Genomic DNA, 13,999 nt, shown 5'->3' with positions numbered 1-13,999 from the left:
TCTATCCCTAACGGAAATCATAGTATGAATGCGAGCCTGCCGAAACTCGACGACCTTGACCGCGCAATATTAAAAACACTGATGGCTGACGCCAGAACGCCCTACGCAGAAATGGCAAAGCAGTTCGATGTCAGCCCTGCCACTATCCATGTGCGTATCGAGAAGATGAAGTCGGCGGACATCATCGAAGGAACGGAGGTGATCATCAATACTAAAAAGCTTGGCTACGATGTGTGCTGCTTTATTGGTATTAACCTCAATGCAGCTCGTGATTACCACTCCGCGTTAGAAAAACTCAACGCGCTCGACGAAGTCGTTGAAGCTTACTACACCACGGGCGCGTATAACATATTCGTCAAATTGATGTGCAAATCGATTGAAGAGCTGCAATTTGTACTGATCGACAAGCTGCAAGCCATTGATGAGGTTCAGTCCACGGAGACATTGATATCGTTGCAGAACCCGATCAACCGAAACGTAAATCCGTAAAATTTTTTATAAAAAATGTACAAAAAAGGCCAACCGTTCGGTTGGCCTTGATGTTTTTTGCTCAATTTACGCCGCAATACCCGAATGGCGCAACAGTGCATCGATTTGTGGCTCGCGGCCACGGAAGCGCTTAAACAGCTCCATTGGCTCTTCACTGCCCCCCATTTCTAGGATGTTGTTCAGGAAGCTTAGACCCGTATCTTTGTTGAAGATGCCTTCTTCTTCAAAGCGAGAATACGCGTCTGACGACAGCACTTCAGCCCACAGGTAGCTGTAGTAACCCGCACTGTAGCCACCAGCAAAAATATGGCCGAAGCTGTGTGAGAAACGCGCCCACTCAACCGCAGGAACTACCGCGACTTTCTCTTTCACTTTCGCCAGAGTTTCCAGTACACGCGCACCCACTTCAGGGTCATATTCGGTGTGAAGCGTGAAGTCGAACAAGCCGAATTCTAGCTGACGCAAAATACCCATCGCAGATTGGAAGTTTTTCGCTGCGAGCATTTTGTCTAGCATCGCTTTCGGTAGCGGCTCACCTGTCTCATAGTGACCAGAAATGAACGCCAGAGCGTCCTCTTCCCAACACCAGTTTTCTAGGAACTGACTTGGTAGCTCAACCGCATCCCAAGGCACGCCATTAATACCTGAAACAGCACCTGTATCAACTTGCGTCAACATGTGGTGGATTCCATGACCAAATTCATGGAATAGCGTCACGACTTCATCGTGCGTGAACAGTGCTGGTTTGTCGCCCACTGGACGGTTGAAGTTACACGTTAGATACGCAACCGGCGTTTGCAGCTCGCCAGATAGCGTAACGCGACGACCACGACAATCATCCATCCACGCGCCGCCACGTTTGTGTTCACGAGCGTAGAGATCTAGGTAGAAGCTGCCACGGAGTGTGCCTTCAGCATCAAAGATATCGAAAAAGCGCACGGACTCATGCCAAGTGTCTACGCCTTCGCGCTCAGTAACGGTCATGCCAAACACGCGGTTTAGCACTTCAAACAGACCGCTCACGACTTTTGACTCTGGGAAGTATGGGCGCAGTTCTTCATCCGAAATTTGGAACAGGTGCTGCTTTTGTTTCTCGCTGTAGTAAGCGATATCCCAAACGTTCAGCTCTTCAACACCAAACTCACTTTTCGCAAACTGACGTAACTCTTCGACTTCACGTTCACCTTGCGGCTTCGCTCGTGTCGCTAGGTCATTCAGGAAGCCCAGCACTTGATCCGGCGTTTCAGCCATCTTTGTTGCTAACGACTTTTCACTGTAAGTATTGAAACCTAGCATACGTGAAATTTCATGGCGCAGTTTTAGCTGCTCAGTAATGATTTCTGAGTTATCCCATTTGCCTGCGTTTGGACCTCGATCAGAAGCGCGCGTCACGTACGCTTCGTACACTTCTTTACGCAACTCTTGGTTATCGCAGTACGTCATGACAGGTAGGTAAGATGGGATATCTAGCGTAATTAGGTAACCATCTAACTCTTTTGCTTCTGCGGCAGCTTTCGCTGCTGCCAGCGCCGATTCTGGCATACCTGCTAGGTCTTTCTCGTCTGTGATGTGCTTGGTCCAACCCATGGTGGCATCCAGCACATTGTTAGAGAATTTAGAGCTCAGCTCAGACATACGTTTGCTGATCTCGCCGTAACGGTGCTGCTCATCGGATGGCAAACCAATGCCTGATAACTCGAAATCACGCAGTGCATCAGTGATGGTTTTCTGCTGGGCACGAGTTAACGTTGCAAATTCTTCGCTCGCTTTGATGGTTTTGTACGCTTCGTACAACCCTTTGTGCTGACCAACCCAAGTGCCGTACTCTGACAAAATTGGTAGGCAACTTTCGTAAGCTTCACGTAGCTCTTCGCTGTTCACTACCGAGTTCATGTGACCCACTGGCGACCAGATGCGGCTTAAGCGATCATCCGCTTCTTCAATTGGCGCAATCACACTGTCCCAAGTTGGATGAGCGTTGTCTTGTAGAACTTCATCGATTTTTGCTCGGCAGTCAGCAATCGCTTGCTCAACGGCAGGCTTGATGTGTTCTGGTTTAATTTGAGAAAACGGAGGTAGGTCCGTAAACGTCAGAAGAGGATTAGACATGAATAATTCCTTTTGTGTTTTGACTCTGTGATTGCCTGTCTATTTTGTGTAGATAGGCCAACTCAATGTACAGACGAGCCAGCAACATGGATTGGGGGAGCTCCGTTCCCTTTCTCTATGCCGCGATGACCATCATATAGTCAACCAGCGCTACTCTGTCCTTGAGTCTTGTTATACCTAAATGAAATTTCACACCCTTTTGAGTGCGAGAAACTCACCTAGTTCAATTCGATTACCAATAGTAAGTGTGGGTGACTTAAAGAAATTTCAATAGCGTCCCCTTATCAGAGGAACAGATTTGATTGGAAGTTCTACATCTTTAAGTTACTTGAGTATAATACCGCCATAGAGTGAAAATCACAGACCACACTCAACCAAAGAGTGTTTCGAGAGTTTAATTTGTTAAGTTACCGCCACAGCTTCCACGCTGGCAACCATGCCGACGTGGTCAAACACATCGTTCAAAGCCTCATTCTTGATGCGCTGAAACAAAAAGATAAGCCATTCGTTTATCACGATACCCACTCGGGTGTGGGCCGTTACGATCTGACTCACGAATGGTCTGAAAAAACGGGCGAATACAAACAAGGCATCGCACGTATTTGGGATAACCCAAGCATTCCCGAAGACATCAAAAGCTACATCGATGCCATTAAAGTGCTCAACAATGGCGAGAAGCTGCGTTACTACCCAGGCTCACCACGTGTGGCGCGCGCGCAAATCCGCCCACAAGATCGCATGGTGCTGACCGAGTTGCACCCGGCCGATCACCCATTGTTAGAGCAAGAATTCCATCGTGATCGCCAAGTGAGCATCTTCAAAGAAGACGGATTCCAACGCCTCAAAGCAAGCTTACCGCCACAAGAACGTCGTGGTTTGGTGCTGATTGACCCACCATACGAACTCGCGAAAGAGTACCGCGATGTGGTGCGAGCGATTCATCAGAGCCATAAACGTTGGGCAACCGGTATCTACGCGATTTGGTACCCAGTGGTAAACCGTCACGACATCGAAGATATGATCGAAGGCTTGGAAGCACTGGGCATTCGTAAAATTCTGCAAATCGAGTTAGGTGTTGCACCAGATACCAACGAGCGCGGCATGACGGCATCCGGCATGATTGTGATTAACCCGCCATGGAAACTGGAAAGCCAGATGAAAGAGATTCTGCCATTCCTGCAAGACGCGATCGCACCAGCAACTGGCCACTGGAAAGTGGACTGGATTGTGCCAGAGTAAGCACTTCAGTACTGATATCTTCAAGCGCAACGATATTCTCGTTGCGCTTTTTTATGCTCTCACCTTCTCCCTCCAATCGTGCTTATTCTTCTTTTTGTGCCTCTCATCGCTATTTGTCATAAGTATTGTCGCTTTTTCCCATTTAGGAATTAGTCGAATTCGATTTATGATAGTGGGATAACGGTGGCATTGAGTTCGGGCAAGGTCATCCCAATCTATCTATGTACCAGATAAAATTTATAAGCTCTTGGAGAAAGTAATGGCGACTCATTTTGACTATATCTGTATCGGTGGCGGCAGTGGCGGCATCGCATCTGCAAACCGTGCGGCGATGTACGGCGCGAAAGTTGCGCTAATCGAAGCTCAAGACCTTGGCGGTACCTGTGTAAACGTAGGTTGTGTACCGAAAAAAGTGATGTGGCATGGCGCGCAAATCGCAGAAGCAATGAACCTGTACGCAGAAGATTACGGTTTTGATGTCGACGTGAAAGGTTTCGACTGGAGCAAACTGGTTGAGAGCCGTCAGGCGTACATTGGTCGTATTCACCAATCTTACGATCGCGTTCTTGGCAACAATAAAGTAAACGTGATTAAAGGCTTTGCTAAGTTTGTTGACGAAAAAACTGTCGAAGTAAACGGTGAACACTACACAGCAGATCACATCCTGATCGCGGTTGGTGGTCGTCCTACTATTCCAAACATTCCAGGCGCTGAATACGGCATCGATTCAAACGGCTTCTTCGACTTAGCAGAGCAACCAAAACGCGTTGCGGTTGTGGGCGCAGGCTACATCGCAGTTGAAATTGCTGGCGTACTGCACGCGCTAGGTACAGAAACGCACCTGTTCGTACGTAAAGAGTCACCACTACGTAGCTTCGATCCAATGATCATCGATACGTTGGTTGAAGTAATGGAAGCAGAAGGCCCAACACTGCACACCCATTCTGTACCAAAAGAAGTGGTAAAAGAAGCCGATGGCAGCCTAACTCTGCACCTAGAAAACGGTGAGAGCCAAAACGTTGACCAACTGATTTGGGCAATCGGTCGTCACCCAGCAACTGATGCAATCAACCTAGCGTCAACTGGCGTGGCAACGAACGAAAAAGGCTACATTAAGGTAGACGAATACCAAGAAACCAACGTGAAAGGCATCTACTGTGTGGGTGACATCATGGAAGGCGGTATCGAGCTAACGCCAGTAGCAGTGAAAGCGGGTCGTCAACTTTCTGAGCGTTTGTTCAACAACAAACCAAACGCGAAGATGGACTACGATTTGGTACCAACTGTGGTATTTAGCCACCCACCAATCGGCACTATCGGTCTTACAACGCAAGAAGCGGAAGAGAAGTACGGCAAAGACAACATCAAAGTCTACACATCTGGCTTTACGGCGATGTACACCGCCGTTACCAAGCACCGTCAACCATGTAAGATGAAGCTTGTATGTGCGGGCGAAGAAGAAACGGTTGTTGGCCTACACGGCATCGGCTTTACCGTAGATGAAATGATCCAAGGCTTCGGCGTAGCAATGAAGATGGGCGCAACCAAAGCAGACTTCGACTCTGTTGTGGCTATCCACCCAACGGGCTCAGAAGAGTTCGTAACGATGCGTTAATTGCGCGCTAATCGCATTGCTGATTTCAGCGAATCATTTGAAAAGGTCATCTTAGGATGACCTTCTTTTGTTATCCCATGCTTAACTCGCATTCTCTAATAATGTGCGAATAAACTCGGCTTTAATAGCACTCTCCTGCTTACCATCATGAATCAGACACAAGTCTGCACGCAGTGACTCTTTCAGCTTGATAAAACGAATCCCATGCCAATGATGCTGAGAAAACGTCGACGGCACCAACGTCACGGTATTGCTGTTTGCCACATACGCCATCAAGGTGCTTGGCTCCACCACTTGTTTGCCAATATGGGGTGAAAAGCCTTCTTGCAGACAGGCATTGATGATGAAGTTTGCCGAGGCAGAATTCGCCAAACTCATAAACGCAAACTCACACGCCTTTAAATCTTGGAGCCGCAGCAAAGATTTGCTGGCTAACTCATGTTGCTCCGACACCGCCACCACAAACACATCTTTGCCCAAAGATACCGACTGATACGGATAAATGTTGAGTGCATCAGCAAAACGCACAATGCCCACATCGATTTTCTTCTCGCTAAGGTGCTTCTTTTGCGTCTCTGGGTTAAGGTCAAAAATATCGGCGTGATAAGTGTCATGCTCAGCATGGAAGCGCTGTAACAAACGATCAAATCCGCCCCAAAATGCACTACTTACCACACCAACTCGCAAGATATTTCTCTGGTTCAAACCCACTTGCTGCACTTGATTGAGTGAGACATCCAAGGTCTGAAAAATCAGTTGGCATTTGGACTCCAACAATCGCCCGGCCTCCGTCAGCATGACGTTTCTTGAATCACGCTCAAACAGTTTGACGTTAAGCACCTCTTCCAACTCTTTGATGCGATTGCTCAACGGCGAATTGGTGATATTGAGGTTGTCGGCCGCCTTAGTGAAATGCTTGGTTTGTGCGACCTCGTAAAAGTAACGCAGCATCTTCAGCGTCACGCGCTCAAATGGTTCTGACTTCATGCATTGAGTCCTAGCGAATTTCATCATCCTCTTTTTAAGGATGATAGTAGCGAATAAAGCAAAGATAACCAGCGCAGAAAGTCACACAATGGAATCAACACACAACCAGAAGGTGACTAACATGAATCACGATCCAGTAATCGGCGCGCTACAAACCATTCGCGAACGCAAACCAAACTTCCAACCTAAAGCGGCGTTTATTTTAGGCTCTGGCTTAGGCGTATTGGCAGACGAACTACAAGACAAAGTGGTCATTCCATACGAAGAGCTCGAAGGCTTTCCGGTTAGCACCGTGCAAGGCCACTCTGGTGAGTTGGTACTTGGTACCATGGGCGGCGTAGACGTAGTGTGCATGAAAGGTCGCGGTCACTACTACGAACACGGCTCAATGAAGGTCATGACCACGCCCGTGCGCACCTTTAAAAAGCTGGGCTGTGAGTTTTTACTCGTCACCAACGCGGCAGGCTCACTTCGCCCTGAACGCATTGATGTCGGTTCTCTGGTGGTATTTCATGATCACATTAATACCATGCCTGAATCGCCAATGATCGGTCCGAATGATGAAGAGTACGGCCCGAGGTTCTTCAGCCTCGCCAATGCGTACGACAAAAACCTGCGCGCAGAAGCGTTTGAAGTAGGCAAAGCCAATGGCATTCACCTGAATGAAGGTGTGTTTGTCTCTTACACAGGCCCCAACTTTGAGACCGCAGCCGAAATCCGCATGATGCAAATCATCGGTGGTGACGTAGTGGGCATGTCGGTCGTGCCAGAAGTGATTTCTGCGGCGCATTGCGGCTTACCCGTATTGGCAGTGTGTGCGATCACCAACATGGCAGAAGGCTTGGGAGATGTAGAATTGTCTCACGCCCAAACATTGAAGTGCGCGAAGCTAGCCGAAGCAGATTTCATTCGCTTTATTAAGCACTTTATGAAGCATCACTTCTAAAGCCGTTTCATTCCAAAAAGCAAAAGGGTCATCAAGTAACTTGATGACCCTTTTTCGTATCACTTTTTCTAACGTTCGGGGTATTTCGGAGCCGTTTGTGCGTTTTACTTAACTGCGCGAACCAATTCAGCAATGCCTTCCCAATCGCCGTTGTCCATCATTGCGGTTGGCACCATCCAAGTACCGCCACAAGCCACAACCGATTTCAACGCTAGGTAATCTTCCACGTTAGATGGGCTTACGCCACCTGTTGGCATGAATTCCACTGGGTAAACCGCCGTGAGTGCTTTCAGCATGTTTACGCCGCCTGATGGCTCAGCAGGGAAGAACTTCAACGTACGCAGACCCATTTCCATCGCTTGCTCAACCAAGCTTGGGTTGTTTACACCCGGTACGATAGTCACACCACGTTGCTGACAGTATTTCACTGTGGTTGGGTTGAAGCCTGGGCTAACGATAAAGTCCACGCCCGCTTCGATTGCGATATCAACTTGTTCTGTGGTCAGAACGGTGCCCGCGCCAATCAACAGTTCTGGGTACGCTTCACGCATGATGCGAATCGACTCCGCCGCCGCTTCGGTGCGGAATGTTACTTCAGCACATGGTAAACCGTTTTCTACCAACACTTTTGCCAGTGGCAGAGCGTGTGCTACGTCGTTGATTGCGATAACTGGGACGATTTTGATATCTCTTAATCGTTGTTCAAGTGTTGTCATGGGGAACCTCTAAAGAATAAAGCTTAATGTTGCGACGATAATAAACGCGATACCGCCAAGTAACGTTTCCATTACCGTCCAAGTTTTTAATGTGGTTTTCTCATCCATCTCAAGCAGACGAGATACCAACCAGAAACCAGAGTCATTGAAGTGAGACAGTACCGTTGCACCACCCGCAATCGCGATTACGATAAAGCAAAGGTCTAGTTCACTCAAACCTGTTGATGCAGCCACAACTGGTGCGATAAGAGCCGCCGTAGTGGTTAGCGCTACGGTTGCCGAGCCTTGAGCAACACGCAGACAGGTTGAAATCACAAACGCCGCCACAATCACAGGCATACCTGTATCTGTAAGAACGTCAGCCAGTGCATCACCGATGCCGCTTGAGCGCAGTACGCCGCCAAACATGCCACCAGCACCCGTTACTAGGATAACGCCACAGATTGGAGCCAATGACTCACCACACAATTTTTCTAGTTTTGCCATGCCGTAGTCTTTGGCAAACACAGCCAGACAGACAATCAAAGTGATCAGCAACGCAACTGGGGTTTTACCTAGCATGCGTAGGAACTCAACCAGTGCCGTTTTGCCATCAATCACACCCGCAACCGCCAGTGTGTTCAATACCGTATCCAAACAGATTAGCAGGACTGGCAGCACAAGGATGGTCATAACCGTGCCAAATTTTGGTGCGTTGCGCTCATCCACCATCGCTTCGCCATTAAAGAAGGCTTTAGATAGTGGGATATCGAATTTTTTGCCCGCGTACAAACCAAATAGGTAAGCGCCAAGGTACCAAGTTGGAATAGCCACCAGAATACCCACCACCAATAACAGACCGATGTTTGCACCAAGGAATTCTGCCGCTGCAACCGGACCTGGGTGTGGTGGAACAAACGCGTGCATAACCGCAAAAGCACCAGCTGCAGGCAACGCGTATTTAATTGGTGAGCCACCAAAACGAGCCGCCACACTTAGGATGATTGGCATCATCACTACAAGGCCAGCATCGAAGAAGATTGGGAAGCCAAACAGTAATGAAGCGACGCCCAAAGCAAATGGTGCGCGCTCTTTACCAAAGCGACCAATCAAAGTGTCTGCCAGCACTTTCGCACCGCCAGTCACTTCAAGAATTTTACCGATCATCGCACCAAGACCAACCAGCAATGCCACGGAAGCCAGCGTGCCGCCGAAGCCGCCCATCATGGTCGATACGACTTTCTCTGAAGGAACGCCAGTGGCGATTGCCGTACCTAAACTCACCATAGTAAGGGAAGCAAAAGCATGGACTTTCAGTTTAATGATCAGAACGAGTAACGCTGCAATGGCAAGGCCTGCAATCGTCAGTAGGAACGTAGGATCTGGGGCTTGGGTTAATTGCTCCATAGGTTCACCTTTAAGAATTATTGTTTGTGTTATGGTTCACATTTATTTCAGTTACCGGTAACATGTTACCGATAACATTAATAAGATAAACCCATATTTTAAAGTGAATTCAAAAATTGAGATCACGCGCAAATTTGGTTATGAGGATAAGTTATGGCTGGTAGTAGTGTCATCGTTATGGGCGTTTGTGCTAGTGGTAAAAGCACAATTGGTGAGCATCTAGCGAAAAAGCTAGGGCGTAAATTCATTGATGGTGATGATCTTCATCCACGAGCGAACATTCAGAAAATGGCATCGGGCCAGCCTCTGAACGATGATGATCGCAAGCCATGGCTAGAACGCATTCGTGATGCGGCGTACAGCCTAGAAAGCAAAAACGAACACGGCATTATTGTCTGTTCAGCACTGAAAAAGATTTACCGCGATCAGATCCGCGAAGGCAACGACAATGTGACCTTCCTGTTCCTTGATGGCGATAGGGAGTTGATCCTTAATCGCATGCGTATGCGCAAAGGCCACTTCATGAAAGAAAACATGGTGAAGAGCCAATTCGAGACGCTAGAGCGCCCAGACAACGAGCCTCAAACTCTGATCGTCAGTATCGACGGAGACATCAGCGACGTGGTGGAACGCTCTGCCGCTGAGCTAATCAAAATGCAAGCGATCGAGGTGGCGTAATGACTCACTCTGTTGTTCTTGAGGTCACACAACGCTTGACCGAGCGCAGCCGTGAAGCGCGCGCTGCCTTTCTTACTCGCACCGAAGTCCAAGCCGAAGCAGGTAAAGGCCGCGTTGGTTTATCTTGTGGTAACTTAGCCCATGCAGTCGCCGCTTCTTGCTCTTCTGAAAAGAAAAATATTCTCGATTTTACTCATGCCAATGTCGCGCTGATCAGCGCCTACAACGACATGTTGAGCGCCCACCAGCCGTACCAAGATTACCCAGTGCAAATCAAACAAGTGCTGGCGGACTACGGCCATACGGCGCAAGTCGCAGGTTGTGTGCCAGCGATGTGCGATGGGGTGACTCAAGGTCAAGCAGGCATGGATATGTCGCTGTTTTCACGTGACTTAATTGCGCAATCAACGGCGTTGTCTTTGAGTCACAATGTCTTTGATGCCACATTACTGCTTGGCATATGTGACAAAATCGCACCGGGGCAACTGATGGGCGCGCTTTCTTACGCACACTTACCAACGGCGTTTGTGCCTGCGGGTCTGATGGCAACAGGCATCAGCAACGAAGAGAAAGTCGACGTGCGCCAAAAATACGCAGCGGGAGAAGTCGGCAAAGACGCTCTGCTGGATATGGAGTGTCGCGCTTACCACTCTGCGGGGACGTGTACGTTTTACGGCACCGCCAACACCAACCAGTTGGTGTTCGAAGCCATGGGCTTGATGCTGCCAGGTTCGGCATTCATTCATCCCCATACCCAACTGCGTAAAGCGTTAACCGATCACGCGGCTCTGAAAATCGCCTCAATGACGGCGGGTTCTGCACACTTCCGTCCGCTGGCCGAGGTGGTCACAGAAAAGAGCTTGGTCAACGGCATCATCGCTCTACTTGCATCTGGCGGCAGCACCAATCACACCATTCATATGATCGCCGTGGCGCGTGCTGCTGGCATCTTGCTCACCTGGCAAGACATCAGCGATCTGTCGGATGTGGTTCCTTTATTAGCGCGCGTTTACCCGAACGGCCCAGCCGATATGAACGCGCTCCAAGACGCGGGGGGCGTGCCCGCGTTATTGCACCGCTTGAACCAATCCGAGCTTTTGCATCGCGATGTGAAACCCGTGTTTGGTGAATTTGAAGACCAAATGACGCTGCCGAGCCTTGTCGATGGCCAACTGACCTGGACATCGTGCCAAGGCAGCCAAGACGGTGACGTGATCGCCAAACCGGACGCCACTTTCCAAAACACTGGCGGCACTCGCGTACTGACTGGCAACTTGGGTAAAGCCGTGGTGAAAGTGTCTGCGGTGAAAGAAGAGCAACGCGTGATTGTTGCACCTGCGATCGTATTCCAATGCCAACATGAAGTGGAAGCTGCGTACAAACGTGGTGAGCTGAACAAAGATTGCATCGTTGTGGTCACACACAACGGCCCAGCAGCAAACGGCATGCCTGAACTGCACAAGCTGATGCCAATTTTAGGTAACGTGCAAAAAGCGGGCTTTAAAGTCGCGCTAGTGACGGACGGTCGTTTATCTGGTGCATCCGGTAAAATTCCGTCTGCGATTCACGTTTCTCCAGAAGCCATTCGTGGTGGCGCGATTGGTTTGGTGCGCAACGGTGATTTGATTCATCTGGATTGCCAAACGGGCGAACTGAACAACTTAAGCGATACCACTGGTCGCGAGTTGATTCATTTCGATACCGAATCGACCCAACAAACTTGGGGACGAGGCTTGTTTAGCGTGATCCGCCAAAACGTATCGAGTGCAGAAGAAGGCGCAAGCTTTATTGTGTAAGCCAGACAAACAAAAAGAGCGGAGTTTGATACTCCGCTCTTTGTATTTGTCTTCGTTGTTTTTGTTTGGCTTGATTAAGCGGTTTTCATCACCACGACGGCAGCAATCACCACAAAGATACCAAACCAGCCGATTGGTTTGAGTTTCTGCTTAAACAGCAAGGCTCCACCCACTGCGGTACCCAAGATACCGATCGCACCCCAAGAGGCATAAGCAATGGCTAAGTCGATCTCTTTCACCGCTTGTGCCAACAGCGTGAATGCTGTCAGTACCAACACAATCGCCGCAATGCCCCAGCCTTTGTATTTAAAACCTTTTGAGCGTGTCAGCGCCATATTGGCCATGATATCGACCAAGGCAGCCATCACGACAAATCCAAATGACATCGTAAAAAATTGACTCATGATTCGCACCTTGTACTAGTAGAAAATGAACGTTCTTTTGCCGGTTTATCGGCATTTTTCTTGGCGTTAGGTTGACCATGTGATTCCCCTAAGGTCACACACACAATGCCAACAACGGCTAACATCAAACCAAACAACTCTTGATGGTTTAAGTTGGCATCAAAGGCGATGATCGACACCACGGTGATCAACGAGATACCCAACCCTTCCCAGACAGCGTATGCCACACCGATAGATATTTTCTTCGCGGCAAACGCGAGAAAGTAGTAAGAGATTGCGATCAGCACATACATTACGATGTAGCCCCACCACCCGTGCCCTTGTCCGATAAGAGACATAGTGCTGGTGCCAGCCACTTCGGCAACGATGGCGAGCAATAAAAATAGACGTGCAACTAGCATGATTAATCCTCCATCAGAAATTAAAAAAATGCATAACGGAGAATGGTGAATGCCGCGTACCTGTATCGACATTCAAAAAGTTAAAAAGATAAAAATGAGCCACTTCTCCTGACTATTTGAGATAAGGTTAGCGCTGGGTAGGAAAAAGAGACAGGTAATTGAGATATTCATTTTTGAATATCTTAAGAAGTAAGTTGTCTATGTAATCACACAATATTGATAAGGTTAAAGTATCTACTCTCATTCAGCCTATGCCATAAAGTGACATCACTGCGTAAAAATCAGCGGCGTATTGAGGGTTTGTCGCACCACTTTATGCAGGTGTCTGTGCAAAGGATGGTTGCGGTTGGTTTGAAGGAAACCGCCAGAGACAACAAACTGGCTAAACTCACGATTAACGGGTGGCATTGCGTAAGAGGCGAGTTCTGGCATCAACAATGCCGAGCTTTGACTGGCATACATAATCGCGTCGGTTTCTTGCAACATTTGGCAAGCCAAACGCAAATTATAGGACTTCAGTAACACTGCTGGCTCATAACCCATGCGTCGATACTCGGACTCCACGGTACAAAGCGGTTTATATGACGCAGGCGCAGGCAAAGAGACAAGTGGTAGTTTGGACACCGTGTCCCAATCATTGCTGACTTTCGACAACGTTGGGTGGTTTTTGCGCGCCAAAATCACTCGTTTTTCAACGAATAACGGGCGCATGTAAATGTCTTTCGACAGCTCGGTCTCTTGGTCAAGAATGCAGTAATCGTGCTCGCCTTCTAACATTTCATCGTGCGAGTAAGTATTCCAGCTGGAAAAAGCAAAGTGCGCTTTGGGAAAGGCTCGATGACAACCAGTGAGCAGTCGCTGCCCTTGTTCATCCATCAAATAAGGGTCAGTTACAATAGCAATCTGCCCTTGGTATTGCAGCGGGTCGAACACTTCAAATTCTTGCACCACTTTTTCCAGTGGTGCAACCATATTGTCGAACTCGGCGGCGAGACGAATCGCCATGGGTGATGGCTCTACCCCATGTGCTTTACGCACAAAAAGCGGGTCATCAAACACTTGTTTCAACTTCATCACGCCGCGGCTGGCGCTCGGTTGAGAAATGCCAAGCTGCATTGCGGCCAGCTTGATGCTGCGGTTTTCCACCACGGCTTTTAATAAACGCATTAAGTTGAGATCCAATGCATCCAGCTGATGTGCCATACCCTAACCTACCAATACCATTGATGAGCG

The 13,999-nt window shown here is 48.6% G+C and carries 13 protein-coding genes; 6 read left to right on the top strand and 7 right to left on the bottom strand.

Annotated elements, in window-relative coordinates; translation table 11 throughout:
* Positions 1–24 precede the first annotated feature (24 nt).
* On the top strand, positions 25–489 hold the full coding sequence (gene asnC / locus R7Z47_RS16120; RefSeq protein ID WP_005389595.1) for a transcriptional regulator AsnC: 465 nt from the start codon (positions 25–27) through the stop codon (positions 487–489).
* 66 nt (positions 490–555) lie between these two features.
* On the opposite strand, the gene prlC is transcribed toward asnC, so the two are convergent.
* Positions 556–2,598, bottom strand: a complete 2,043-nt coding sequence (gene prlC / locus R7Z47_RS16115) for an oligopeptidase A (RefSeq protein WP_176311223.1) — start codon at positions 2,596–2,598, stop codon at positions 556–558.
* A 399-nt stretch (positions 2,599–2,997) separates the two neighbouring features.
* Between prlC and R7Z47_RS16110 the strand changes: the two genes are divergently transcribed.
* Both R7Z47_RS16110 and gorA read left to right on the top strand, forming a co-directional pair.
* Positions 2,998–3,837 carry a 23S rRNA (adenine(2030)-N(6))-methyltransferase RlmJ gene (locus R7Z47_RS16110; RefSeq protein WP_005379158.1) on the top strand — a complete coding sequence of 280 codons (840 nt, stop codon included), beginning with the start codon at positions 2,998–3,000 and terminating at the stop codon, positions 3,835–3,837.
* Positions 3,838–4,096: 259 nt separating this feature from the next.
* Positions 4,097–5,452: a glutathione-disulfide reductase gene (gene gorA, locus R7Z47_RS16105; protein ID WP_005478739.1), complete on the top strand. Its 1,356-nt coding sequence runs from the start codon at positions 4,097–4,099 to the stop codon at positions 5,450–5,452.
* Positions 5,453–5,533: 81 nt separating this feature from the next.
* Here gorA and R7Z47_RS16100 read toward each other — a convergent pair whose 3' ends face one another.
* Positions 5,534–6,439 (bottom strand): LysR family transcriptional regulator, encoded by a 906-nt coding sequence (locus R7Z47_RS16100; protein ID WP_222712376.1) that lies wholly within the window; start codon positions 6,437–6,439, stop codon positions 5,534–5,536.
* Positions 6,440–6,560: 121 nt separating this feature from the next.
* On the opposite strand from R7Z47_RS16100, the gene xapA reads away from it, so the two are divergent.
* Positions 6,561–7,385: a xanthosine phosphorylase gene (gene xapA, locus R7Z47_RS16095; protein WP_222712377.1), complete on the top strand. Its 825-nt coding sequence runs from the start codon at positions 6,561–6,563 to the stop codon at positions 7,383–7,385.
* A gap of 104 nt (positions 7,386–7,489) precedes the next feature.
* Here xapA and R7Z47_RS16090 read toward each other — a convergent pair whose 3' ends face one another.
* Both R7Z47_RS16090 and R7Z47_RS16085 read right to left on the bottom strand, forming a co-directional pair.
* Complete coding sequence (locus R7Z47_RS16090) at positions 7,490–8,101, bottom strand: bifunctional 4-hydroxy-2-oxoglutarate aldolase/2-dehydro-3-deoxy-phosphogluconate aldolase (protein WP_025624148.1); 612 nt, start codon at positions 8,099–8,101, stop codon at positions 7,490–7,492.
* 9 nt (positions 8,102–8,110) lie between these two features.
* Entirely contained in the window at positions 8,111–9,487 is a 1,377-nt protein-coding gene (locus tag R7Z47_RS16085; protein WP_012841240.1) for a GntP family permease, read from the bottom strand.
* A 153-nt stretch (positions 9,488–9,640) separates the two neighbouring features.
* Between R7Z47_RS16085 and R7Z47_RS16080 the strand changes: the two genes are divergently transcribed.
* Together R7Z47_RS16080 and edd are read left to right on the top strand one after the other, a co-directional pair.
* Positions 9,641–10,165, top strand: a complete 525-nt coding sequence (locus tag R7Z47_RS16080; protein WP_054730470.1) for a gluconokinase — start codon at positions 9,641–9,643, stop codon at positions 10,163–10,165.
* Complete coding sequence (gene edd, locus R7Z47_RS16075; RefSeq protein WP_222712378.1) at positions 10,165–11,961, top strand: phosphogluconate dehydratase; 1,797 nt, start codon at positions 10,165–10,167, stop codon at positions 11,959–11,961. Before R7Z47_RS16080 ends, edd begins: the two co-directional genes overlap by 1 nt.
* Positions 11,962–12,035: 74 nt before the next feature.
* Here edd and R7Z47_RS16070 read toward each other — a convergent pair whose 3' ends face one another.
* From R7Z47_RS16070 to R7Z47_RS16060, 3 genes are all read right to left on the bottom strand, one after another.
* Positions 12,036–12,365: an SMR family transporter gene (locus R7Z47_RS16070; RefSeq protein WP_005478614.1), complete on the bottom strand. Its 330-nt coding sequence runs from the start codon at positions 12,363–12,365 to the stop codon at positions 12,036–12,038.
* Entirely contained in the window at positions 12,362–12,766 is a 405-nt protein-coding gene (locus R7Z47_RS16065; protein WP_005379135.1) for an SMR family transporter, read from the bottom strand. The genes R7Z47_RS16070 and R7Z47_RS16065 overlap by 4 nt, the downstream gene beginning before the upstream one ends.
* Before the next feature lie 267 nt (positions 12,767–13,033).
* A complete protein-coding gene (locus tag R7Z47_RS16060; RefSeq protein ID WP_262606838.1) occupies positions 13,034–13,969 on the bottom strand; it encodes a LysR family transcriptional regulator in 936 nt (311 codons plus the stop codon).
* Positions 13,970–13,999 lie beyond the last annotated feature (30 nt).

The sequence above is a fragment of the Vibrio sp. 1641 genome (genome assembly GCF_033339995.1).
Classification (GTDB): domain Bacteria; phylum Pseudomonadota; class Gammaproteobacteria; order Enterobacterales; family Vibrionaceae; genus Vibrio; species Vibrio alginolyticus.
The sequence above is the reverse complement of the archived record's forward strand: the minus strand, read 5'-3'. Positions and strand labels throughout refer to the sequence as shown.

What these genes read in the sequence shown, in the direction of transcription:
- asnC (WP_005389595.1), top strand. Translation starts at nt 25, where the DNA reads ATGAATGCGAGCCTGCCGAAACTCGACGACCTTGACCGCGCAATATTA.
- prlC (WP_176311223.1), bottom strand. Translation starts at nt 2,598, where the DNA reads ATGTCTAATCCTCTTCTGACGTTTACGGACCTACCTCCGTTTTCTCAA.
- gorA (WP_005478739.1), top strand. Translation starts at nt 4,097, where the DNA reads ATGGCGACTCATTTTGACTATATCTGTATCGGTGGCGGCAGTGGCGGC.
- R7Z47_RS16100 (WP_222712376.1), bottom strand. Translation starts at nt 6,439, where the DNA reads ATGAAGTCAGAACCATTTGAGCGCGTGACGCTGAAGATGCTGCGTTAC.
- xapA (WP_222712377.1), top strand. Translation starts at nt 6,561, where the DNA reads ATGAATCACGATCCAGTAATCGGCGCGCTACAAACCATTCGCGAACGC.
- R7Z47_RS16090 (WP_025624148.1), bottom strand. Translation starts at nt 8,101, where the DNA reads ATGACAACACTTGAACAACGATTAAGAGATATCAAAATCGTCCCAGTT.
- R7Z47_RS16085 (WP_012841240.1), bottom strand. Translation starts at nt 9,487, where the DNA reads ATGGAGCAATTAACCCAAGCCCCAGATCCTACGTTCCTACTGACGATT.
- R7Z47_RS16080 (WP_054730470.1), top strand. Translation starts at nt 9,641, where the DNA reads ATGGCTGGTAGTAGTGTCATCGTTATGGGCGTTTGTGCTAGTGGTAAA.
- edd (WP_222712378.1), top strand. Translation starts at nt 10,165, where the DNA reads ATGACTCACTCTGTTGTTCTTGAGGTCACACAACGCTTGACCGAGCGC.
- R7Z47_RS16070 (WP_005478614.1), bottom strand. Translation starts at nt 12,365, where the DNA reads ATGAGTCAATTTTTTACGATGTCATTTGGATTTGTCGTGATGGCTGCC.
- R7Z47_RS16065 (WP_005379135.1), bottom strand. Translation starts at nt 12,766, where the DNA reads ATGCTAGTTGCACGTCTATTTTTATTGCTCGCCATCGTTGCCGAAGTG.
- R7Z47_RS16060 (WP_262606838.1), bottom strand. Translation starts at nt 13,969, where the DNA reads ATGGCACATCAGCTGGATGCATTGGATCTCAACTTAATGCGTTTATTA.